Annotated in this window: 21 protein-coding genes; 15 read left to right on the top strand and 6 right to left on the bottom strand. The window is 68.5% G+C overall.

Translation table 11 applies throughout. The annotated features are described in order from the left end of the window. The first annotated feature begins 140 nt into the window (after positions 1-140). The 4 genes from ACW7G3_RS12670 (at position 141) to ACW7G3_RS12685 (ending at position 3,057) form a co-directional block, all read left to right on the top strand. Positions 141-557 carry a CopD family protein gene (locus tag ACW7G3_RS12670; protein ID WP_456983159.1) on the top strand — a complete coding sequence of 139 codons (417 nt, stop codon included), beginning with the start codon at positions 141-143 and terminating at the stop codon, positions 555-557. A 144-nt stretch (positions 558-701) separates the two neighbouring features. Continuing rightward, positions 702-1,706 (top strand): hypothetical protein, encoded by a 1,005-nt coding sequence (locus tag ACW7G3_RS12675; RefSeq protein WP_456983161.1) that lies wholly within the window; start codon positions 702-704, stop codon positions 1,704-1,706. Between the two features lie 117 nt (positions 1,707-1,823). Further along, complete coding sequence (locus ACW7G3_RS12680) at positions 1,824-2,306, top strand: YajQ family cyclic di-GMP-binding protein (RefSeq protein WP_456976188.1); 483 nt, start codon at positions 1,824-1,826, stop codon at positions 2,304-2,306. Between the two features lie 121 nt (positions 2,307-2,427). After that, positions 2,428-3,057 carry a DUF2799 domain-containing protein gene (locus ACW7G3_RS12685; protein ID WP_456983163.1) on the top strand — a complete coding sequence of 210 codons (630 nt, stop codon included), beginning with the start codon at positions 2,428-2,430 and terminating at the stop codon, positions 3,055-3,057. A gap of 57 nt (positions 3,058-3,114) precedes the next feature. Here ACW7G3_RS12685 and ACW7G3_RS12690 read toward each other — a convergent pair whose 3' ends face one another. The 3 genes from ACW7G3_RS12690 to ACW7G3_RS12700 form a co-directional block, all read right to left on the bottom strand. Then, complete coding sequence (locus tag ACW7G3_RS12690) at positions 3,115-4,302, bottom strand: patatin-like phospholipase family protein (RefSeq protein ID WP_456983164.1); 1,188 nt, start codon at positions 4,300-4,302, stop codon at positions 3,115-3,117. Next, positions 4,299-5,084, bottom strand: a complete 786-nt coding sequence (locus ACW7G3_RS12695) for a 3-hydroxybutyrate dehydrogenase (RefSeq protein WP_456983165.1) — start codon at positions 5,082-5,084, stop codon at positions 4,299-4,301. The genes ACW7G3_RS12690 and ACW7G3_RS12695 overlap by 4 nt, the downstream gene beginning before the upstream one ends. A gap of 240 nt (positions 5,085-5,324) precedes the next feature. Continuing rightward, complete coding sequence (locus ACW7G3_RS12700; protein WP_456983167.1) at positions 5,325-7,007, bottom strand: alkaline phosphatase; 1,683 nt, start codon at positions 7,005-7,007, stop codon at positions 5,325-5,327. A gap of 135 nt (positions 7,008-7,142) precedes the next feature. Here ACW7G3_RS12700 and ACW7G3_RS12705 point away from each other — a divergent pair, with 135 nt between their 5' ends. The 6 genes from ACW7G3_RS12705 to pdeM all read left to right on the top strand — a co-directional run bounded on the left by ACW7G3_RS12705 (position 7,143) and on the right by pdeM (position 14,791). Beyond that, positions 7,143-8,408 carry a dicarboxylate/amino acid:cation symporter gene (locus tag ACW7G3_RS12705; RefSeq protein ID WP_456976176.1) on the top strand — a complete coding sequence of 422 codons (1,266 nt, stop codon included), beginning with the start codon at positions 7,143-7,145 and terminating at the stop codon, positions 8,406-8,408. Between the two features lie 103 nt (positions 8,409-8,511). Then, positions 8,512-8,997: a pyridoxamine 5'-phosphate oxidase family protein gene (locus ACW7G3_RS12710; protein WP_456983169.1), complete on the top strand. Its 486-nt coding sequence runs from the start codon at positions 8,512-8,514 to the stop codon at positions 8,995-8,997. 8 nt (positions 8,998-9,005) lie between these two features. After that, entirely contained in the window at positions 9,006-10,004 is a 999-nt protein-coding gene (locus ACW7G3_RS12715) for a ligase-associated DNA damage response exonuclease (protein ID WP_456983171.1), read from the top strand. Next, entirely contained in the window at positions 10,004-11,629 is a 1,626-nt protein-coding gene (locus ACW7G3_RS12720; RefSeq protein ID WP_456983173.1) for an ATP-dependent DNA ligase, read from the top strand. Before ACW7G3_RS12715 ends, ACW7G3_RS12720 begins: the two co-directional genes overlap by 1 nt. After that, positions 11,626-14,085, top strand: coding sequence for a ligase-associated DNA damage response DEXH box helicase (locus ACW7G3_RS12725; protein ID WP_456983175.1), 2,460 nt, complete (start codon positions 11,626-11,628; stop codon positions 14,083-14,085). Before ACW7G3_RS12720 ends, ACW7G3_RS12725 begins: the two co-directional genes overlap by 4 nt. Continuing rightward, positions 14,078-14,791: a ligase-associated DNA damage response endonuclease PdeM gene (gene pdeM / locus ACW7G3_RS12730; protein WP_456983177.1), complete on the top strand. Its 714-nt coding sequence runs from the start codon at positions 14,078-14,080 to the stop codon at positions 14,789-14,791. The genes ACW7G3_RS12725 and pdeM overlap by 8 nt, the downstream gene beginning before the upstream one ends. 21 nt (positions 14,792-14,812) lie before the next feature. On the opposite strand, the gene ACW7G3_RS12735 is transcribed toward pdeM, so the two are convergent. The 3 genes from ACW7G3_RS12735 to ACW7G3_RS12745 all read right to left on the bottom strand — a co-directional run bounded on the left by ACW7G3_RS12735 (position 14,813) and on the right by ACW7G3_RS12745 (position 16,761). Continuing rightward, positions 14,813-15,391: a bile acid:sodium symporter family protein gene (locus ACW7G3_RS12735; RefSeq protein WP_456983179.1), complete on the bottom strand. Its 579-nt coding sequence runs from the start codon at positions 15,389-15,391 to the stop codon at positions 14,813-14,815. A gap of 54 nt (positions 15,392-15,445) precedes the next feature. After that, positions 15,446-16,132: a C40 family peptidase gene (locus ACW7G3_RS12740; protein ID WP_456983181.1), complete on the bottom strand. Its 687-nt coding sequence runs from the start codon at positions 16,130-16,132 to the stop codon at positions 15,446-15,448. 149 nt (positions 16,133-16,281) lie between these two features. Further along, positions 16,282-16,761: a C40 family peptidase gene (locus ACW7G3_RS12745; protein WP_456976202.1), complete on the bottom strand. Its 480-nt coding sequence runs from the start codon at positions 16,759-16,761 to the stop codon at positions 16,282-16,284. Positions 16,762-16,936: 175 nt separating this feature from the next. Between ACW7G3_RS12745 and ACW7G3_RS12750 the strand changes: the two genes are divergently transcribed. From ACW7G3_RS12750 to hutG, 5 genes are all read left to right on the top strand, one after another. After that, the gene (locus ACW7G3_RS12750) at positions 16,937-17,416 is read left to right on the top strand and encodes an FKBP-type peptidyl-prolyl cis-trans isomerase (protein ID WP_456976158.1); all 480 of its coding nucleotides are present in this window, start codon (positions 16,937-16,939) and stop codon (positions 17,414-17,416) included. A gap of 83 nt (positions 17,417-17,499) precedes the next feature. After that, a complete protein-coding gene (locus tag ACW7G3_RS12755; RefSeq protein ID WP_456983183.1) occupies positions 17,500-18,741 on the top strand; it encodes a DUF418 domain-containing protein in 1,242 nt (413 codons plus the stop codon). 9 nt (positions 18,742-18,750) lie between these two features. Continuing rightward, on the top strand, positions 18,751-20,001 hold the full coding sequence (locus ACW7G3_RS12760; RefSeq protein ID WP_456983185.1) for an NAD(P)/FAD-dependent oxidoreductase: 1,251 nt from the start codon (positions 18,751-18,753) through the stop codon (positions 19,999-20,001). Further along, positions 19,994-21,358, top strand: a complete 1,365-nt coding sequence (gorA, locus tag ACW7G3_RS12765) for a glutathione-disulfide reductase (protein ID WP_456983187.1) — start codon at positions 19,994-19,996, stop codon at positions 21,356-21,358. Before ACW7G3_RS12760 ends, gorA begins: the two co-directional genes overlap by 8 nt. 34 nt (positions 21,359-21,392) lie before the next feature. After that, positions 21,393-22,169: an N-formylglutamate deformylase gene (gene hutG / locus ACW7G3_RS12770; protein ID WP_456983189.1), complete on the top strand. Its 777-nt coding sequence runs from the start codon at positions 21,393-21,395 to the stop codon at positions 22,167-22,169. Positions 22,170-22,180 lie beyond the last annotated feature (11 nt).

Raw genomic sequence — 22,180 nt, forward strand, 5'->3', positions numbered from 1 at the left:
CCCCCCCCCCCCCCCCCCCCCCCCCCCCCCCCCCCCCCCCCCCCCCCCCCCCCCCCCCCCCCCCCCCCCCCCCCCCCCCCCCGCTCCTACCCAAGTGCCGGGTTGTGCGATCCTGTGGGATGGATTCAGGGAGTACCGAAATGTATCTGTGGACCAAGACTTTCCACCTGCTGTTCGTCATGGCCTGGATGGCCGCGGTGTTCTATCTGCCGCGCATCCTGGTGAACCTGGCCGAGGCCGGCGAGTCGGCCGAGGTGCGTGCGCGTCTGGTGCTGATGGGTCAGCGGCTGTACCGCTTCGGGCACATCATGTTCGGGCTGGCGGTGGTGCTGGGGCTGGTGCTGTGGATGGGATTCGGCGTCGTGGGCGGCTGGCTGCACGCCAAGCTGCTGCTGGTGGCGCTGATGCTTGCGCACTACATCGTGGCCGGGCGCTGGCTGAAGCGTGCAAACGTTGGCGGCGGACTGTCCACAAGCGGCAAGCTGCGCCTGTTCAACGAGATCCCGGTGTTCCTGCTGCTGGCCATCATCTGGCTGGTACTGGCCAAGCCGTTCTAGGAAACGGCCGGCGCCGTACTCCGCGGCTGTCCTGATTTTCCCTGCGCTGGCGTGTATGGGGTGACATCCATTGCGGATGCCGCCCACGGGCCGGCATGCCGCGCATCAGTGGCATTGGGCCGACGGTTTCGGCGAGGAAAATCGATGGACTTCAATATTGGACGCGTTATCAGCCTGCTGCTGCGCACTTTGCCGTTTCTTGTGCTGCGGTTGCTGGTCTACATGGCGATCACCCTGGCGTACATCGTTGTCACCGGTATCGGGGTCGGGGCGGGCTGGCTGTTCGGCAGCGCCGCCAGCACCGGGGCGACTGGCGCGCTGTGGGGCGGCATGGCCGGCTTTGCGCTGACCAGCGGTGTGCTGTTCTGGGCCCGCGAGTACCTTCTCTACATGGTCAAGGCCGGGCACGTGGCAGTGCTGGCGCAGCTGCTGGATGGCAAGGAGATTCCGGGCGGTCGCGGGCAGATCGATTACGCCCGCACCGTGGTGAAGGAACGCTTCGTGGAAAGCTCGGTGCTGTTCGCCGTTGACCGGCTTATTGTTGGCATCCTGCGCGTGTTCAACCGCGTGACCATGCGCGCCGCCAGTCTGTTGCCCATCCCGGGGCTGGAGCCGGTGGTGAAGCTGGCCAACGCGGTCATCAGCACCTCGCTGACCTACGTTGACGAGGTCATCCTGGCCCATAACGTGCGTACTGCATCGGACAATCCCTGGGCCTCCAGCCGCGACGCGCTGGTGCTGTATGCGCAGAACTACAAGACCATGCTGAAGAACGCGGTGATCGTGACGTTCATCGTGTGGGGCCTGACGCTGGCCATTTTCGTCGTGGTGTTTGCGCCGGTGGCGGCGCTGGTTGCGCTGTTCCCGGGCATGGCAGGGTTCTGGACGTTCGTGCTGGCGGCCGTGGTCGCATGGGGGTTGAAAGCGGCGCTGGTTGATCCCTTCGCCATGACTGCGCTGATGCAGGTGTATTTCAAGACCACCACCAACCAGGTGCCGGACCCGGAGTGGAGCGCCAAGCTGGAGAAGATGTCTGGCAAGTTCCGCCAGCTCAAGGACAAGGCTGCCGCGGCGCTGCCGGGCGCCGCGGCGACCACCGTTGCCGTTCCGGTCGCGCTTGAGCCTGCAAGCGAAGAAGCGTCCGCCTGAAGGTCCCGCAGGGCCGCGGATCCGGAGGCCTCCTTACCCCTCGCATGGAGCTCCGGCCGGCATCCCGGCAACCTGATCGGCTAACCTTTCAGGTTGATCCCTCCACAGAGTATTGCCATGCCTTCCTTCGATATCGTGTCCGAAGTGGATTCCCACGAGCTGACCAACGCCGTGGACCAGGCCAATCGCGAGCTGTCCAACCGGTTCGACTTCAAGAACGTGGATGCCACGTTCGAACTCGAGGGCGAGGTGATCACCCAGTCGGCGCCCAGTGATTTCCAGCTCCAGCAGATGTCCGACATCCTGCGTGCGCGGCTGGCCGCCCGGGGCATCGATGTGCGCTGCCTGGAGTTTGACGAGGTGGAGACCAACCTGGCCCGCGCCCGGCAGAAGGTCAGCGTCAAACAGGGCATCGGCCGCGAGCTGGCCAAGAAGATCCAGGCCAGCATGAAGACCGCCAAGCTGAAGGTGGACAGCCAGATCAACGGCGACAAGCTGCGGGTCAACGGCAAGAAGCGCGATGACCTGCAGGCGGCCATTGCGCTGCTGCGCGGCGAGGAATTCGAGCTGCCGCTGCAGTTCGAGAACTTCCGCGACTGAACAACCGTCGGCCGGCCTGGACGGTGCCTGCCGTGATGTCCTCCACCGGCGCCGGATGACGTGCATTGAGTCGTTCGCGGTGCCCGGGACGGGGCCGCATGTCCTTTTCAGGGTGGTGCCCATGCGTTTGTCGGTGCTTGCTGTCGTTTCGACGCTGTTGCTCTCGGGCTGCGCCTCCATGACGCAGGGCGAGTGCCTGACGGGCAACTGGATGCGGGTCGGGTACGAGGATGGGGCGGCCGGGCATCCGCCATCGCGGCTGGGTAACCACGAGGCGGCCTGTGCGGCGCACGGGGTCGGGGTGGATGCGCAGGCCTACTTCGATGCGCGCGAGCGCGGGTTGGTCGAATACTGCACGCCCTACGGCGGCTTCGTTGCCGGTCGCAATGGCCGCACCTACCAGGGGGTGTGCAGCTACGAGGTCGAGGGGGGGTTCCTGGTCGGTTATGCCGATGGCCGGCACGTCCACGACGCTTCCCAGCACAGCTCGCGCGCCCGGTCCGAGGTCAGCACGCAGGACAACCGGATCCGCAAGCTGCGCCGCGATATCGACCGGATGCGCGAGCGCGTGGGCAAGGCGGGCAGCAGCGACGAGCGCAAGGACCTGGGCGAAGAACTGCAGGCGCTGCGGGGCGACCTGCGTCGCGCTGAGCGCGACCTGGAACTTGCGCGGCGCCAGCACGAGCTGGCCGAGCGCGACCTGCAGCGCGTGCTGCACCTCCTCGAGCCCAGGTACCGGGGCGGCTGGTGAGCGTGCAGGGGGCTGGAGCGGAAACAGCGGCGCGGCATTCCGCGCCGGCCGGGCGGGCTACCGCTGCGCGCTGGTGAGACGGTGGACGTCGTGGGTGGCCACGCCCAGGTCGCGGTTGGGCAGGTCGAAGAATTCCGGATGCTGCAGGGTCGTGGCCATGTCGTGCAGGCCGGTGTCCCAGTGCTCGCGCAGCGGGATGCGGCCGAAGGCGTAATCCTTATGCTGCTGTTCGTGCGACTTGGTCTGGTAGATCAGGTGCACGATGTTGAACACCCGATCGTCCAGGTAGGGCGCGAAGGCCTCGGCCAGGTGCGGCGGCAGCCTGCGGTCCGGAAGGTGCCCGATCAGCTCGTTCAGGGCCGAGCGCAGCTGCTGTTCCAGTTCCACCATGCGGGTGCCGTGGCGGGTGCGGCTGGAGAAGCGGATGTCCTTGACCCGTTCCAGCACGTCGGCCATGGAGCGCGGGCGCTCGCCGCGCGCGCTGAACAGGTCCACCTGCAGGGCCAGGGTGTCCTCGTGCGGCTGGCAGGCAAGGACGTATTCGAGCGGGGTGTTGGACACGATGCCGCCGTCCCAGTACCACTCGCCGTCGATCTCCACCGCCGGGAACGCCGGCGGCAGGGCGCCGGAAGCCAGGATGTGCTCGACCCGGATGGTGTCGCGCTGGCTGTCGAAATAGCGGAAGTTGCCGTTGGTGATGCCGGTGGCGCCGACGGTGAACCGCACGCTACGGTCGCCGTTGATGCGGTCGAAGTCGACGAAGCGTTCCAGGGTGTCGCGCAGCGGGGCGGTGTCGTAGAAGCTGGTCGCCTGCGGGCTGCCGTCGGCGAACAGGAACGGTGAGAACATGCGCGGCTCGAAGAAGCCGCGCTGCCCGTGCAGCATCGCGCCCATCGCGCCCATGTCGCGGGCCCAGGCCAGCACGTTGCCATCGTCGGGGAAGGCGGCCACGGTGCCGCGGACGGCAGTGGCCAGCGGCGCCAGCGGGCCGGCCAGATCGGCAATCAGCTCCCAGAACCCGCGCAGCGAATCGATCCGCTCATCCACCGGGTTGCCAGCCAGGATCGCCGCATTGATCGCGCCGATCGAGATCCCCGCGAACCAGTTCGGCCGGATCCCGGCCTCGTGCAGGCCCTGATAGACCCCGCACTGGTAGCCGCCCAGCGCGCCGCCACCCTGCAGGACCAGGGCCACGGTGGGGTAGCGCTCGACCCGTTCGCAGATCTCTGCCAGACGGGGGTTCATTGCATGAACCAGCCGTGGCTGACCACGATGCTCTGGCCGGTCAGCGCGTTGGTCTCGAACGCCGCCAGGGTCAGCGCCATGTTGGCCACGTCATCGACGGTGGTGAATTCGCCGTCCACGGTGTCCTTGAGCATGATGTCCTTGACCACCGCTTCTTCGCTGATGCCGAACTCTTTCGCCTGTTCCGGAATCTGCCTGTCCACCAGTGGGGTGCGCACGAAGCCGGGACAGATGACGTTGGCGCGCACGCCGTAGGCGGCGGCCTCTTTGGCCACCGTGCGGCACAGGCCCAGCAGGCCGTGCTTGGCGGTGACGTAGGGCGCCTTGAGCTGGGAAGCCAGGTGCGAGTGCACCGACCCCATGTAGATGATCGCGCCGCCCTGGCCGCGTTTTTCCATGTCGCGCAGGCATTCGCGGCTGGTGAGGAAGGCGCCGTCCAGGTGGATGGCCAGCATCTTCTTCCAGTCGGCCAGGCTGAAGTCGGTGATCTTGTTGACGATCTGGATGCCGGCGTTGGAGACCAGCACGTCCACCCGGCCCCATTCGGCGACCACCTTGGCCACGCCGTCGACCACCTGCTGCTCGTCGGTGACGTCCATGGCCACGGCCATGGCCTGGCCGCCCTCGTCGCGGATCGCCTGCGCCGCGGCTTCCGCGACCTCAAGCTTGAGGTCGGCGATGGCGACGCGGCCGCCGGCTTCCGCATACACCTCAGCGATGCGCTTGCCGATGCCGCTGGCCGCGCCGGTGACGATGCAGACCTTGCCGTCGAGTCGGTTCATGGGGCGTGCTCCGCTGTTCTGTGACTGCAGGGAGCATACCGGTCGAGGTCGGCCGGATCTGTTGCACCAATGGCCAACCCGGGCCGCCCCCCCCCCTGTAGGAGCGCGCCACGCGCGCGAAGCCGCGTGACATCGAGCCTTGCGTCGAGGCACCGGATCCAGTGCGGGTACCGAAGCCCCGAGCCGGGACATGATTCACGCGGTTTCGCGCGCGTGGCGCGCTCCTACGGGGGCGACGGGTCAGGGCATGAAGTTGGCGGGGTGGGGCAGCTCCACCGGCACGCCGTCGGCGTTGCACAGGCCCGCGTCGCACAGGCGCTGGCGCAGGCGCGGGTTGGACTGGACCATGAAGTGGAACAGCACGTGCTGCTCCACGTTGCCGCGCACGGCGTGGGAACCGGGTCCGCGTGCCCAGACGCCGACGTCGTCGCCGCCGTGGGTTTCGCTGGCCAGTGGCACGGTCACTTCCTGCAGGTAGTCGCGGTGGGCGGTGTCCACGGCGGTCAGGTCCGGCCGGCCGCTGGCGCGCTGGTAGCCGGGTCCGGAGTGCGGATGGGCCTTGGGGCCCTCGGGTTGGGCGCTGCTGGCACCCACATACCCCGGACCATTGGCGTAGCCCAGGGTGGTATAGGGCAGTCCGGTGGCGTCAGGTGTGTAGCCCGCGTCGCTGCCCGGATCGGTACTGACCTTGCCCAGGATCGGGTTGCCGCGCGCCGGGTAGCCGGCGAAAGTCAGGGTATGGGCGTGGTCGGCGGTCACCAGGACCAGGGTGTCGGCCTCGTCGGTCATCCCGGCGGCTACCTGCACGGCGTCGGCCATGGCCACGGTGTCGACCAGGGCGCGGTGGGCGTTGCCGGAATGGTGGGCGTGGTCGATGCGGCCGGCTTCCACCAGCAGCACGTAGCCTTCGCCGGTGCCCTGCAGGCGGTTGATCGCCTCGCGGGTCAGTTCGGCCAGGCTGGGCTCGTCCGGGTCCTGCTCGGCGCGATCGGCTTCGAAATGCAGGTGGTCGTATTCGAACAGGCCAAGGATCGGGCCCTGTCCGCTGGCGGCCTGCATCTGGTCGCGGTTCCACACGAAGGCCCCGCCGGGGTTGTGCTCCTGCCACTCGGCAATCAGGTTGCGGCCATCGGTGCGGCGACCGGTGCGGTCCCGTTCCGGGTCCTGTGCGTCCTGCGGCAGGAAGTGCTGGCGACCGCCGCCGAAGATCACCTGCGGACCGTTGCCGAAGGGGTTTTCCAGCAGCTGGGCGGCAATATCGGTGCAGCCCAGTTCGCGGGCCGCGGCCGGCACCTGGGCGTCGTTTTCCCAGTTGCGGTCGGGAGAGCGGGCGAAGGTCGCCGCCGGGGTGGCGTGGGTGATGCGGGTGGTGGTGACGATGCCGGTGGCCATGCCGGCGCTCTGGGCCAGCTCCAGCACGCTGAGCAGGCCGCGCTCGGCGTAGGCGCTGCAGTCGCCGCGCGGGCGGGTCTGGTCGACGTTGATCACCCCGGCGCGGGTCTTCACTCCGGTGGCCATCGCGGTCATGGTGCCGGCCGAATCCGGGGTCTGCATATCGGTGTTGTAGGTGCGCGCCAGCGCCGTGTGCGGGAAGTCCTCCCAGCTCAGCCGGTATTCCTCGCCGGCGCCGCCGTCGCCCTGGCCGGCAAGGATGCGGGCGGCGGCCACCGTGGTCAGGCTCATGCCGTCGCCCACAAACAGGATCACGTTGCGGGCATTGCCTTCCATCGCGCCGCGTTCCGCCGCCGCGGCTGCACCGCTCTGGAACCACCACTGTGGGGTTTCGCCCTCGGGCCGTTCGATTCGCGGCACCTCGATGGGGGCGACGTTGGTGGCCGGGGCGGCGAGGGGAGCCTGATCACGCACGGGCGTGGCGCAGGCGGCGAGCAGGGTGGCAAGGCAACACAGGGCAGGAATGCGCATCGATCTCGGGGGACGGGGAGTGTGGAACACCCATTATGCCGTCGCTGGTGCGCTGCTGTGTTGCAGTAAAACGACCGCGCCGGGGTGCCGCGCTGGGTTAAGGTCTCCTGTTCCCTGTATAGACGACGGTGGCCCATGGTGGTCTGGTGGTTCCGAATTCCCTTCTGGCAGCGCGTGGCTGCGGGCTTCGTGCTGGGCGCCCTGGCGGGCTGGCTGATGGGCCCCGCCGCCGGGACCTGGTTGCAGCCGCTGGGCACCCTGTACATCAACCTGATCCGCATGATCGCCGTGCCGCTGGTGTTCTTCGCCGTGGTCAATGCGGTCTCGGCGCTGCACGGGCAGCAGCGGATGGCCCAGTTGGGCGGACGCACCTTCGGATGGTTCGCGGCGACCGCCGTGCTGGCGGTGGGCGTGGCGTTCGCGGTCGCGTACGTGGCCAATCCCGGCCAGGGCGTGGACCTGCTGCCGCCCTCGGACTTCGTGCCGCGTGATGTGCCCACGCCGGTGCAGGTGGTCCTGGATATCGTGCCGACCAACCCCTTTGCGGCGCTGGCCGAGGGCCGGATCCTGCAGGTGATCTTCTTCGCCGGACTGCTCGGCTTTGCGCTGGTCAAGCTGGGCGACCGCACCGAGGGGCTGCGCAACATCGTCGGCCAGGCCAGCGAAGCGATGATCCAGGTCACCCGCTTCGTGCTGGAAGTTACCCCGATCGGCACTTTCGGTCTGATCGGCGCCCTGGTGGGCACCTACGGCTTCGAACAGCTGTTGCCGCTGGGCAACTTCGTGATCGCGATCTACGTGGCCTGCGCGCTGCATATCGTGTTCGTCTATGGCGGCCTGCTGCTGGCCCACGGGCTGAATCCGGTGAAATTCTTCCGCGGTGCCGCGCCGGGCATGCAGGTGGCCTTCGCCAGTTCGTCCAGCTTTGCCTCGCTGCCGGTGGCGCTGCGCAGCGTCACCCACAACCTGGGGGTGGACAAGGACTACGCCGCGTTCGCGGTGCCGCTGGGCGCGAGCATCAAGATGGACGGCTGCGGCGCGATCTTCCCGGCGATGGCGGCGGTGTTCGCCGCGCAGTATTACGGCATCGAGCTGAGCGCGGCCCAGTACATCGTGATCCTGCTGGCCTCGGTGCTGGGCAGCTTCGGCACCGCCGGTGTACCCGGTACGGCGGTGGTGATGGCCACGGTGGTGCTCAGCGCCGCCGGGCTGCCGCTGGAGGTGCTGGGCATCCTGCTGGCGATCGACCGGATCCTGGACATGATGCGCACCATGACCAACGTGACCGGGCAGATGCTGGTGCCGGTGCTGGTGGCCAAGGAGACCGGGCTGCTGGACCGTGAGGCCTACGAGCGCGCCTCGAGCAACGTCGGCATGGAAGAGGTTACCGAAACCAGATAGCGGGTGCCGGTCCGCGCCAGGTGAGCCGGGCGCCGGCGATGCCAACGCGGCTGTCACCCGCGCGGTGATTACATCGGGCTCCGACCCCCATCCGGAGCGAACGATGACCGATCCCCGCGAACTTGAAGAAAAATTCTGGAAGGCCCTGGAGGGCGACCGCACCGTCATGCTCGGGCTGGACGGCCAGGAAGATGGCCACGCCCGACCGATGACCGCCCAGTGCGAGGAGCGCCGCTCTCCGATCTGGTTCTTCACCTCGGCCGACAACATGCTGGTGCAGCAGCTGGGGCAGGGCGGCGGCCGGGCTATCGCCGGCTTCGCCTCAAAGGGCCACGAGCTGTTCGCCAGCATCCGCGGCAACCTGCGCGTGGATACCGACCGCGCTGTGGTGGAGCGGCTGTGGAACCCGTTTGTCGGCGCCTGGTATGAAGGCAAGGATGATCCGAAGCTGCGCCTGCTGCGGCTGGATGCGGAGGATGCCGAGGTGTGGACGGATGCCAGCAGCATGCTGGCCGGCGTCAAGATGCTGCTCGGCATGGATCCCAAGAAGGACTACAAGGACAAGGTCGGCGAGGTCGACCTGCGCTGAGCAAGGGCGTGGCGGCGGTTGGCGACCTGGTGGTACTGACGCCGGAAGGACTTTACTGCCCGCCTGGCGACTTCCATATCGATCCCTGGCGGCCGGTGCCCCGCGCCGTGATTACCCACGGCCATGGCGATCATGCGCGCGGTGGCATGGGCGTGTACCACGTGGCGGAGCAGGGCCTGCCGATCCTGCAGTGGCGGCTGGGCGAGCAGGACTACCGGGTGCACGCGCTCGGTGAACGGCTGCGCATCGGCGATGCAGTGGTGTCGTTCCATCCGGCCGGACACGTGCTGGGCTCGACCCAGGTGCGGATCGAGGCCGGCGGCGAGGTGTGGGTGGCCTCGGGTGACTACAAGCGCGATCCCGACCCCACCTGCCTGCCGTTCGAGGTGGTGCCCTGCGATGTGTTCATCACCGAATCCACCTTCGGACTGCCGATCTACCGCTGGCCGCCGGCTTCGGAGGTGGCAGCGGAGATCGAGGCCTGGCGGGCGGAGTGCGAGGCCAACGGCGAGGTCGCCATCCTCTATTCCTACGCGCTGGGCAAGGCGCAGCGGGTGCTGGCCGAACTGGCCGCGCACACGGACCGTCCGGCCTGGCTGCACGGCGCCATCGATGCCGGGGTGCAGGTGTACCGCGAGGCCGGGGTGCAGATGCTCGATACCCTGCGGGTTGCCGATGAGGCCCGCGGCGCGGACTTCGCCGGCCGGCTGGTGATCGCACCGCCCTCGGCGGCCGGCAGTCCGTGGATCCGGCGCTTCCGCCGGGCCCAGCAGGGTTTTGCGTCGGGCTGGATGCGCATCCGCGGCAACCGCAGGCGGCGCAACTATGACCGTGGTTTTGTGGTTTCCGACCACGCCGACTGGCCGGCGCTGCTGCGCACGGTGGAGGAAACCGGGGCGCGCCGGGTCATTGCCACCCACGGAGATACCGACGCGCTGGTGCGCGTGCTCAACGAGCGCGGCATCGACACGGGCACGTTTGCCACCGGGTACGGCGAGGAGGATTGATGCGCCGCTTCGCCGCCCTCTATGAACGCCTTGACCGCAGCACCGGCACCACCGACAAGCGGCGCGCGCTGATCGATTACTTCCGTGACGCCCCGCCGCGTGATGCCGCCTGGGCGCTGTGGCTGCTGGCAGGCGGCAAGGTGGGCGGCGCCCGCAAGAAAATCGCCGGCACCGGGGAGCTTCGCGCCTGGATCGGCGAGGAAACCGGCACCCCGGACTGGCTGGTGGAAGCTTGCCACCACCAGGTGGGCGACCTGGCCGAAACCCTGGCCCTGCTGCTGGACGATCCTCCCGGTGACGCGATGGCCGATGTGGGTCTGGCGGACTGGATCGAGCAGCGGCTGACCCCGGTGGCAAATGCCGACCCTGACGTGCGCCGCACGGTGGTGGTGGATGCCTGGCGCAGCCTGGCCTTCCGCGAACGGCTGGTTTTCAACAAGCTGCTCACCGGCGCGCTGCGGGTGGGTGTGTCGCAGGGGCTGGTGCAGCGGGCGCTGGCGGAAATGTCCGGTGTGGAGATCGCGCTGATCGCCCAGCGCATGCTTGGGCGCTGGACCCCCAGCGAGGCGTTCCTGCAGGGCCTGCTTTCGCCGCAGGCACAGGCGGGCGACGCCGCGCTGCCGTATCCGTTTTTCCTCGCCTCGCCGCTGGAAGGCGCGCCGGACGCACTGGGGGCGGTCGGGGACTGGCTGCTGGAATGGAAGTGGGACGGAATCCGCCTGCAACTGATCCGCCGCAGCGGCGAGGTGGCGCTGTGGTCACGCGGGGAGGAACGGATGGACGGGCGCTTTCCCGAGATCGAGGCGGTGGCGGAGCTGCTGCCGCGCGACTGCGTGATCGACGGGGAGCTGCTGGCCTGGCAGCCGGGCGAGGCCATGCCCATGCCCTTCAGCGCCCTGCAGACCCGTATCCAGCGGTTGAAGCCGGGGCCGAAATCGCTGGCAGCAGCGCCCGCGCGCGTATTGGCCTATGACCTGCTGGAGCTGGAAGGCGAGGACCTGCGTGCGCGGCCACTGCGAGAGCGGCGGTCAATGCTGGCGGAACTGGTCGGCACACAACTGGCACCCGACGGGGAAGACACTCCACGCATCGTCCTTTCGCCCGTCGTCGAGACATCCAGCTGGGAACGTGCCGCCGAGCTGCGGGAAGGTTCGCGCGAGCTGGGCGTGGAAGGCCTGATGCTCAAACGCATCGATTCGCCCTACCGCCACGGCAGGAAGCGCGGTGACTGGTGGAAGTGGAAGGTGGATCCGCTCACCATCGACGCGGTGCTGATCTACGCTCAGTCCGGCAGCGGTCGGCGCAGCACGCTGTTCACCGATTACACCTTCGGCCTGTGGGACGGCGATGTGCTGGTGCCGGTGGCCAAGGCCTACTCAGGCCTGGATGACGCCGAGATCTTGCGTCTGGATCGCTGGATCCGGGCGAACACCCTGGAGCGTTTCGGGCCGGTGCGCGCGGTGCAGCAGGTGCACGTGTTCGAGCTGGGATTCGAGGGCGTGAACGTTTCCAAACGGCACAAATCCGGCATCGCCGTGCGCTTCCCGCGCATCCTGCGCTGGCGCGAGGACAAGCAGGCCGACGAGGCCGACCGTCTGGAAGCGCTGCAGGCACTGGCGCGGTGAGCGGCGGAAAATACGGGCCGTTGCTCGACTGGTTCTCGCAACGTGGGTGGCGCCCGGCGCCATTCCAGCGCGAGGCGTGGAAGCACTATCTTCGCGGCGAGTCCGGCCTGCTGGTCACGCCGACCGGCAGCGGCAAGACCCTGGCCGCGGCCGGCGGGCCGCTGCTGGAAGCGCTGCGCCTGGGTGATAAGCCAGCCCCGAAGCGGACTCCAGCAAACGCGCCGCCGCGCCTGCGCCTGCTGTGGATCACCCCGCTGAGGGCGCTGGCTTCCGATACCACGCGCGCGCTGCGCGAACCGATTGAAGCGCTGGGCGTGCCCTGGACCGTGGCCATGCGCACCGGCGATGCCGGGGCACGCGACCGGCGGCTGGCCCGGCGCGGCCTGGCCGACGTACTGGTGACCACGCCCGAGTCGCTGTCGCTTGCCCTGTCCTATCCCGATGCCGGTGGCATCTTTTCGGGTGTGCGCGGGGTGGTGGTGGACGAGTGGCACGAGCTGCTTGGCAACAAGCGCGGCGTGCTGCTGCAGCTGAGCCTGGCGCGCCTGCGGGCATTGGCGCCGGGCGTGCGCATCTGGGGGCTTTCGGCCACGCTCGGCAACCTGGAGGAAGCGCGCGACGTGCTGCTGCCGCACCGCCCGGACGCGCCGATTCTCACCGCGCCGCGGCGCAGGAAGATGACCCTGGAAACGCTGCTTCCCGGCAGCGACGAACGCTTTCCGTGGGCCGGGCATCTCGGCCTGTCGCAGCTCGAACGCGTCGCCGAGGTGCTGCAGCGCAGCGGCAGCAGCCTGCTGTTTACCAACACGCGCTCGCAGGCCGAGCTCTGGCATCGCGCATTGCAGTCGGTCTGGCTGGATGATTCATCCACCTTGGCGCTTCATCACGGATCCCTCGACGCCAGCCTGCGTGCCGCCGCCGAACAGGGGCTGCGCGATGGCAGCGTGCGCTGCGTGGTGGCCACTTCCAGCCTGGACCTGGGCGTTGATTTCCCGGCCGTCGACCAGGTGCTGCAGGTGGGCAGCCCCAAGGGCATGGTGCGGCTGCTGCAGCGCGGCGGGCGGGCCCGGCACCGTCCGGGCGAGGCGGGGCACGTGGTGTGCGTGCCCACCCATGCGCTGGAGCTTGCGGAGTACGCCGCAGCGAGGCGAGCGCTTGCCGCAGGCCGGATCGAATCGCGCACGCCGCCGCGCCTGTCGCTGGATGTGCTGGCCCAGCACTGCGTGACCCTCGCCCTGGGTGGCGGCTTCGGGCCGGAGGCCCTGCTGGCCGAAGTGCGCGGCACCCACGCCTTTGCCGCTCTGCCTGATGCCGCTTGGCAAGCGGTGCTGGACTTCATCGTGCGCGGTGGCAACGCGCTGGAGTCCTACCCCGACTACCGGCGGGTGGTGCGTGACGAGGACGGCATCTATCGGGTACACGAGCGCCGCGTCGCCTTCCGCCACCGGCTGTCGATCGGCACCATCACCAGCGACGGCGGGGTGCAGGTGCGGTTCCTCAAGGGCGGGTACCTGGGCGTGGTGGAGGAAACTTTCGTCTCGCGCCTGCGTCCGCGCGACCGCTTCCAGTTCGCTGGCCGCACCCTGGAGCTGGTTCAACTCAAGGACATGACCGCGTACGTGCGCATCGCCCGCAAGGGCGAGGGCACCGTGCCGCGCTGGCAAGGCGGGCGGATGCCGCTTTCAAGCGAGCTGGGTCATGAGGTGGAGGCGATCCTCGCCCAGCCCGCCCGCAACCCGGAAATGCGGGCACTGGCGCCGCTGCTGAAACTGCAGGCCGGCATTTCCGCCTTGCCCACGCCGGAAACCCTGCTGGTGGAAGCGGTGAAGACCCGCCAGGGCTGGCACCTGTTTGTGTTCCCGTTCGCCGGGCGTGCGGTGCACGAAGGCCTGGCGCCGCTGCTGGCCCTGCGCTGGGCACGCGAAGCGCCGAACACCTTTTCCTGGGCGGTCAACGACTACGGCCTGGTGCTCACTGCCCAGGCGGAAGCCTGGCCGGAGCCGGAACTGCTTGCCCGCATGTTCGCCGGCGAGGGGCTGCTGGAAGACCTGCGTGCGAGCCTCAACCTGGGCGAGCTGGCACGTCGCCAGTTCCGCGAAATCGCCCGCGTGGCCGGGCTGCTGCCGCCTTCGCTGCCGGGGCGCGCGGTCCGGTCGCTGCGCCAGCTGCAGGCCTCCAGCGGCCTGCTGTTCGATGTGCTGCAGCGCCATGATCCCGACCACGTGCTGCTGGCCCAGGCCGAGCGTGAAGTGTTGGAGTCGCAGCTTGAGGTCCGCCGCCTCGCCGAGGCGCTGGAGCGTTGCAGGGGGCGCCGCCTCAACCTGCGCCGCCCGCGCGGACTTACTCCGCTGGCGTTCCCGCTGTGGGCCGAATCGGCCCGCGGCCAGCTCAGCACCGAGGATTGGCGCACCCGTGTGCGCCGCGCCGCCGAGCAGTTGGAGAAGCGCTATGGATGAGCCAACTGGTGGTGCGCTCGACCTGGTCATCGCCGGAGAGGCGATGCGCCTGTTCGCCGACCGTGCGTTGTACTGGCCGGCTCGCTGCCGGCTGCTGATCGCCGACCTGCACCTGGGTAAAGGCGGCATCCTGCGTGCGGCGGGCATTCCGGTGCCCAGCGGCGGCACCGGGCATGACCTGATGCGGCTGGGCGCGCTGTTGCAGGCGACCGGCGCCAGCGAACTCTGGGTATTGGGCGATTTCCTCCACGGAGCGAGGCAGCCGCGGGTGGAGGCTGCATGGCGCGCCTTCGTTTCCGCGCATCCGGGCTGTACCTGCAGCGTGATCGCCGGCAATCACGATCGCGCCCTGGTACCCGACGCTGCCGGGGTGGTGCACCTGCCCGACGACGTGCGCGACGGGCCGTTCCGCTTCCGCCACATGCCGGTCAATGCGCCTGGCGTCGCCGACGGAGTCACCGGCGAGGGCGGCGGCCCGGACCGTGAGCATGTCATCTGCGGCCACGTGCATCCGGTGGTGCGTCTTCCGGGCCTGCCCGGCAGGTACCCCGCGTTGGCGCTCGACCATCACCAGAGCATCCTGCCCGCGTTCTCGGCCTTCACCGGCGGCTGGCTGCTGGAGGGAAACCGCAGCTGGATCGCCTGCGCCCACGGTGAACTGGTCGGGCACATGGACGCAGCCTGGCGGGACGGAGCCGGCCGCTGAGCTTAGCCGGACGCGGTCTGGTCAGGCGATCGCGAGCGCCGTCGCATGGCGCCGGCTGGTCCACCAGGCAAAGCCCGCGGCGGTGAAGAACATCAGCAGGCTGTAGACCGCGGCAGGTACCGACATGGTCGCGTTGCCCAGCACGTTGAGGGCGATGAAGATCGCCAGGGTGCCGTTGTGGATGCCGATCTCCATGGCGATGGCGATCGCCTGCGGCCGCGGCAGCTTCAGGGTGAGCGGCGCGGCATAGCCGACCCCCATGCTGATCAGGTTGAACAGCAGGCACGCCAGGCCGACCACCGCAAACCACGCCAGCAGGGTTTCCCAGGCCTGGGAAACCGCGGCCACGATCAACAGCGCCAGCACCAGCACCGAGAGGATCCGGATGGGCTTGGCCATGCTCGCTGCAAAGCCCGGCGCGAAGGCGCGTACGGTCATGCCAATGGCCACCGGCAGCACGATCAGTGCGGCCACTTCCACCACCTTGCTGACCGGCGGCGGCACGTACTGGCCGGCGCCAAGGAAGAACTCCAGTGACAGGTTGAGGATCACCGGCAGGGTGACCAGGCGCGCCCGCCGCCCGGCCGCAACTGTCCACAAACGAGCAGGCCGCCCGAAGGCGGCCTGATGTCATGCTGCTGTTGCCTGCACTGCTCAGTGCGTGGCGATGCGGCGCGCCTGCTTGAACTTGCCGGCCCAGTAGCCGCCATCCAGCGCCGAGACGGTGACGTCGCGGCCGGTGCGTGGAGCGTGCAGGAAACGGCCTTCGCCGATGTAGATGCCCACGTGGTCGATGCGGCCGCCGCGCAGGGCGAAGAACACCAGGTCGCCTGGATCCAGCTGGGCGCGCTCCACCGGCGCGCCGGCGCGGGCCATGTCGCGCGACACGCGCGGCAGGTCGATGCCCAGGGTGGTCTTGAACACGTAGCTCACCAGTCCGCTGCAGTCGAAGCCGCGTTCGGGCGAGGTGCCGCCCCAGCGGTAGGGCGTGCCCAGCAGGGCCAGGCCGCGCTGCAACAGGCTCTGCCGCACGGCGGTCTGCGGTGCGGGCGCCAGATCGATCTGCAGGTCCGCCGCGGTGGTGATCAGCTGGTTCACGTCGGCGGCAAACAGCAGTTCGCGGCTGGCGGCAGGCAGCGGGTCAGACAGCTGCTGGCTGATCGAGGTCGAAATCGGGAAGCCATCCGCGCTGTCGGTCGCGAGCCCCGTGGCGGCAAACGCCGGCGCTGCACCGGCACAAAGCAGTGCGGAGAAGAGAAGGGTGGCGGCCCGTTGACGAAGGCGGGAAGCGGAGGTTCGGGTGGCGGCTTGGCGGCCTTGACTTGGGTCTTCGATCGTCACGCGGCTTGATTCACATATGTCATGGAGGCGTGATGGTGCCGGAGGAAAGAGTCTGTCTTGTTAAATTCAAGTTAATGAGAGTGACGCGCGACACATCTTCACGCGGTTGATTCAGTGGGAATTGGCCGGAATGAACCCACTCCCCGCATTCAGGATCCGCCCAGGACTCGGCGGGAACCGGTGTAGTGATCACGCCAGTAATGACCGTCAAGATGATCGAGCCGCACGGTGCCGCCGCTGCTGGGTGCGTGGACGAAGCGGCCTTCCCCCACGTAGATGCCCACGTGGCTGACGCTGCCGCGGCTGCCGAAGAACACCAGGTCACCGGCAGCCAGCCGTTCGGGTGCGATGCGTGGCCCTTGCCAAGCGAACAGATCGCGCGTGGTGCGCGGCAGACGAAGGCCAAGCATGTCGCTATAGACATAGTTGACCAGGCCGCTGCAGTCGAACCCGCCCTGGGGGGTGTTGCCGCCGTAGCGGTAGGGCGTGCCGACCAGTCCGATGGCGCGGATGGTGACTGCATTGGCGGCCGTCGGGTCGGAGGGGGACATCACCGGCCACTGGTTGCTTGATGCGCTGGACGGGGCCGGGGCAGCCGGGCGGCTCTGCTTGCCCCCGCAGCCGGCCATCACCGCAGCGGCGACGAGCACAAGGCAGGCCAGCTGCCAGCAACGCCGTGACGGTCGGGTTGGCGCGGCGCGGCCGCTGCCCGGATAATGCGTAGTACTCACGGCCGGCATCTTGGCCGAATCCACCTTCCAATAACAAGCGCGGCCACTGCCGCCACACCAGGTACCGTTGCCCATGAAGATCGAAAAGGACCGCGTTGTCCGCTTCCACTACACCGTTTCCGAGACTGGCCAGCCGCCGGTCGAGAGCTCCAGGGAGGGTGAGCCGCTGGCGATCCTGTTCGGGCACGGCAACATCATTCCGGGCCTGGAAAAGGCGATGGAAGGGCATGAAACGGGCGATACCTTCAGCGCCGACGTAGTGTCCGCCGACGCCTATGGCGAGCGCCGCCCGGATCTGACCCAGCGGGTGCCGAAGAAGCACTTCGGCAAGCAGCGCCTGGCCGCGGGTGAGCAGGTGGTACTGACCACCAACTTCGGTCCGCGCCCGGTGACGGTGCAGAAGGTGGGCATGAGCGTGGTGGACGTGGACCTGAACCACCCGATGGCCGGCAAGGACCTGACCTTCGAAATCGAGATCATCGAGGTGCGCGAAGCCGACGCGGCCGAGATCGAGCACGGTCACGTGCACGGCGACGGCGGTCACCAGCACTGACCTGCCGTGTTGCCCCGTCACCTGGTGCGTCGCATGCGCCGGGTGACGGGAGTTTGAGCGGGCCGGAGAGGGGGGGGGCGGCCATGAACCGGTACTCGACGCCGTTTCAACCGACCGCCGCGGGTGAGCGGATCGAACTGCTTGATGCACTGCGCGCTGTCGCCCTGCTCGGCATCTTCCTGGTCAACCTGCCGTGGTTCACCAGGCCCTGGCAGGAGTTCGACCGCGGGATCCTGCCCGGACTGGAGGGTGTGGACTACGCGCTGGCCTGGGGCCTGCACGTATTCGTTGCGGGCAAGTTCTGGATCATGTTCTCGATCCTGTTCGGCGCCGGATTCGCGCTGATGGCCGGGCGCGCGCAGGCGGCCGGCGTGTCCAGCCGACCCTATGTGCGCCGCATGCTGGCGCTGCTTGCCCTGGGCGTGGCCCATGCCCTGCTGCTGTGGGTCGGGGACATCCTGCATACCTATGCCGTGGCTGGACTGCTGATGCTTGCCTTCCGCGACCTTGCCCCGCGCAGCCAGCTGATGGCGGGGCTGCTGATTTTTGCCGCCGGTGCGGCCCTGAACCTGCTTGTTGCGCTTGGCCTGATGGTGGCGCCGGACGACGTGCTCGCCGGGATGCGCGCGCAGGCCGCGGCCGAGAGCGCCTTGGGGCTTGAGGCGGCCGGCGTCTACGCCAGCGGTGGATTCGCCGCCGTCACCGCGCAGCGGCTGGCCGATTTTTCCACCGTGGTGGCCATGAACGTGCTGATCGTTCCGCTGGCGCTGGCCATGTTCCTGATTGGAAGCTGGCTGCTGCGCAGCGGCCTGTTGCGCGACGTGGCCGGGCACCGGTACTTCTTCGTGCGTCTTGCGGCGTCTGGTTTGACGCTGGGGCTCGGCCTGACCCTGTGGTCGGCTTCCATAGAGGTCATCCATCCCCATGGAATGGTGGAATCGCGCGCCGTGTTCGCCGCCAGCCTGCACCAGCTCGCTGCGCTGCCGCTGTCGCTTGGCTACATCGCGCTGGCTGCGCTGGCATGGCAGTCACGCGGCGGCCAGCGGGTGCTGTCAGCGGTGGCGCCGGCCGGCCGCATGGCGCTGACCAATTACCTCGGCCAGTCCCTGATCGCTTCACTGCTGTTCTACGGCTACGGGTTGGCCCTGTGGGGAAGGGTCGATCCGGCCGGGCTGGTACTTCTGGCGCTGGTGGTGTTTGTGCTGCAGGTGCTCGCCAGCCGCTGGTGGCTGGGGCGCTACCGCTTTGGGCCGCTGGAATGGCTCTGGCGCTGGCTGACCTACGGCACGCGGCCGGTGCTGCGCAGGCAGTCTTCCGGCGCGTAAACTCCGCGCATGGATGCGACGGATGATGTGCTGGTCGTCGGCGGCGGGGTGATTGGCCTTGCCAGCGCGCTGGCGCTGCTTGAACAGGGGCGCCGCGTGCGCGTGCTGGACGCCGGCCGGGTGGGCGGCGGCAGCTCGCACGGCAACTGCGGCACCATCACGCCCAGCCACGCAGCGCCGCTGTCGGCCCCGGGTTCGGTGGCGATGGCCTTACGGTGGATGCTCACGCCGGACGCGCCCTTCTACCTGAAACCCCGCTTCGACCCGGCCCTGTGGAGATGGTTGCTCGGCTTTGCCCGACGCTGCAATCCGCGCGACTGGCGGCGCGGGGCCGAAGCCAGGCTCGCGATCCTGACCGCGGCACGTGACGCGCTGCCCGAGTGGGTGGAGCGGTACGGGCTGGACTGCGAATACGAGCCGTCCGGCGTGGACTATGTGTTCCGCTCTGAAAAGGACGTGGCCGAATTTGGTGCCGAGCTGGCGCTGCTGGATGAGATAGGCGTGCCCTACGAGCGCATCAACGGCGCAGCGTATGTGCGCGACGAACCTGCGCTGCGCGACGGGGTGGTGCAGGTGGTGCGCTTCCCCGGCGATGCGCGCCTGCGCCCGGACCGCTACGTGGCCGGCCTGGCGCGTGCGGTGCGTGAGCGCGGCGGGATCATCGTGGAGCAGTGCAGCGTCAGCGCGATCGATTCCGATGATGATGGCGTCATGGTGGGCAGTTCCGGCGGCAGCTTCCGCGGGCGCGAGCTGATCCTGGCCACCGGAGCCTGGCTGCCGCAGATGGCGCGCGCGCTACGGCTGCGCGTGCCGGTGCAGCCGGGCAAGGGATACTCAATCACCTATTCGCGACCGGCCCTGGTGCCGAAGCATCCACTGGTGTTGAGCGGGCCGAGCGTGTGCGTGAGCGCCTGGGACAGTGGCTTTCGCCTTGGCAGCACCATGGAGTTCTCCGGCTATGACACCAGCCTCAACCGGCGGCGGCTGGATGCGCTTGAGCGCGGCGCCGCGCAATACCTGCACCAGCCGGTCGGCCCGGAGAAGCAGGAGGAGTGGTACGGCTGGCGGCCCCTGAGCGTGGACGACCTGCCGTTGCTGGGTCGGGCACCCGGGCATCGTCACCTCTGGCTGGCAACCGGCCACGGTATGCTCGGGGTCAGCATGAGCACCGCCACTGGCAGGCTGATGGCTGAACTGATCTGCGGGCTCGACCCACACCTGGACCCGGCGCCGTTCGACCCGGCGCGATTTTATGAATGACAAGAACGGTTTTGATTACGACCTGATCGTCGTCGGCGGGGGCTCTGGTGGCCTGGCCGGCGCTTTCCGCGCTGCGGAGCACGGCGCGCGCGTGGCGCTGGTGGAGCCGGATGACCTGGGTGGTACCTGCGTCAACCTGGGCTGCGTGCCGAAAAAAGCCATGTGGCTGGCCGCGGACCTGGCGGCGAAGATCGACGTGGCGGCGCGGCTGGGCTTCAACGTGCCGGCCCGTGCCGAGCTGGACTGGCGCGAATTCATCGTGGACCGCCAGCGCTATATCTCCGGGATCCACGAGAGCTATCGCCGCCGGCTGGACGAGGCCGGGGTGAGCCTGGTGCCGCATCGCGGGGTGCTGGTGGATGCGCACGTGGTGGAAGCCGGGGGCGTGCAGCTGCGTGCGCCGCACATGCTGCTGGCCACGGGCTCGCATCCGGTCAAGCCGGAGGTGCCGGGCGCGGAATACGGCGGGGTGTCGGATGATTTCTTCGACTGGGACCGCGCGCCGGAGCGGGTGGCACTGTTTGGTGGCGGCTATATCAGCGTTGAGCTGGCCGGCATGCTGCAGGCGCTGGGCAGCCGGGCGGATGTGTTCGCGCGCGGCGGGCGGTTGCTCAAGCAGATGGATGCGGAAGTGGTGGAGCAGCTGCAGGGCAATTACCGTCACCTGGGCGTGGGATTGAACCTGGATTACGAACTGCAGGAGCTGCAGCGTGGTCACGACGGGCGGCTGGTGCTGGTGGACGAGTCGGGTGCGGCCAGCGGGCCGTATGACGAGGTGGTGTTCGCCATCGGCCGCAGGGCCAGCACCGCGGGCATCGGGCTGGAGCAGGCCGGAGTCGCCCTCGGTGAAAAGGGCGAGGTGCAGGTGGACGCTTACCAGAACACCAGCGCGGCCGGGATCTACGCAGTCGGTGATGTCACCGGACAGCTGACCCTGACGCCGGTGGCGATCGCCGCGGCGCGGCGGCTGATGGACCGGGTGTTCGGCGGCAGGGCGGATTCGAAGCTGGACTACAAAGATGTTCCGTTCGTGGTGTTTTCCCATCCGCCGCTTGGTGGCATCGGCCTGACCGAAAAGCAGGCGCGCGAGCAGCATGGTGATGCGGTCGAGGTGTATCGCAGCAGCTTCCGGCCGATGCTGCAGGCGCTGGCGGATACGCCACTGCGCAGCCTGTTCAAGCTGGTGTGCGTGGGGGAGGAGCGGCGTGTGGTGGGCATCCACGCGTTTGGTGAGGCGGCCGACGAGATCCTGCAGGGGTTTGCGGTGGCGCTGAAGCGTGGCATCACCCTGGATGACCTGCATGACACAGTGGCGATCCATCCGACCAGTGCTGAAGAGTTTGTGCTGATGCGGTGAGGTGGGGCGTCCTGCTCTCCGGCACAATGCGTGCATGGACATATTTACCTTGCACAAGGGCATGGCGCCGCTGCTGGTGAGCGTGCCGCACGACGGTACCTTCGTTCCCGATGACATTGCGGCGCGGCTGACGCCGGAGGCGCGGCGCGTGCCGGATACGGATTGGCACATTGCCCGCCTGTACGCCTTTGCGCGCGAGCTGGGGGCGTCGATGATCGTGCCCACGCATTCGCGCTACGTGGTTGATCTCAACCGCTCGGAAGATGATGTGTCGCTGTATCCGGGGCAGAACACGACCGGGCTGTGCCCGGTGGTGCGGTTCAGCGGGGAGCCGGTGTACCTGGAAGGCCAGGAGCCGACGCCTGATGACATCGCGTGGCGGGTCGAGACGTTCTGGCGGCCCTACCACCAGGCGCTGCGGGCGGAGCTGGACCGGCTGCGCGATCTCCACGGCCGGGTAGTGCTGTGGGAGGGACATTCGATTCGGGGCGAGCTGCCGTTCCTGTTTGAAGGCCGGCTGCCCGATTTCAACCTGGGTACCGCGGGAGGGGCAAGCTGCACGCCTGGCCTGCAGCAGCGGATGGAGTCGGTGCTGCTTGGACAGAAGGACTACGACTTCGTCGTCAACGGCCGCTTCAAGGGCGGGCATATCACCAGGCATTACGGCGATCCGTCCAGCGGGATCGAGGCGGTGCAGATGGAGACCAGTCAGCGCGCCTATATGGATGAGTGCAGTTTTGAGTATCTGCCGGACAGGGCGGAAGCCGCGCAGGAGCTGCTTCGGCGCCTGCTCCAGGCCGCCCTCGCGTAGGTCGTCGTCTC

It is taken from the genome of Luteimonas sp. A478, assembly GCF_054052025.1.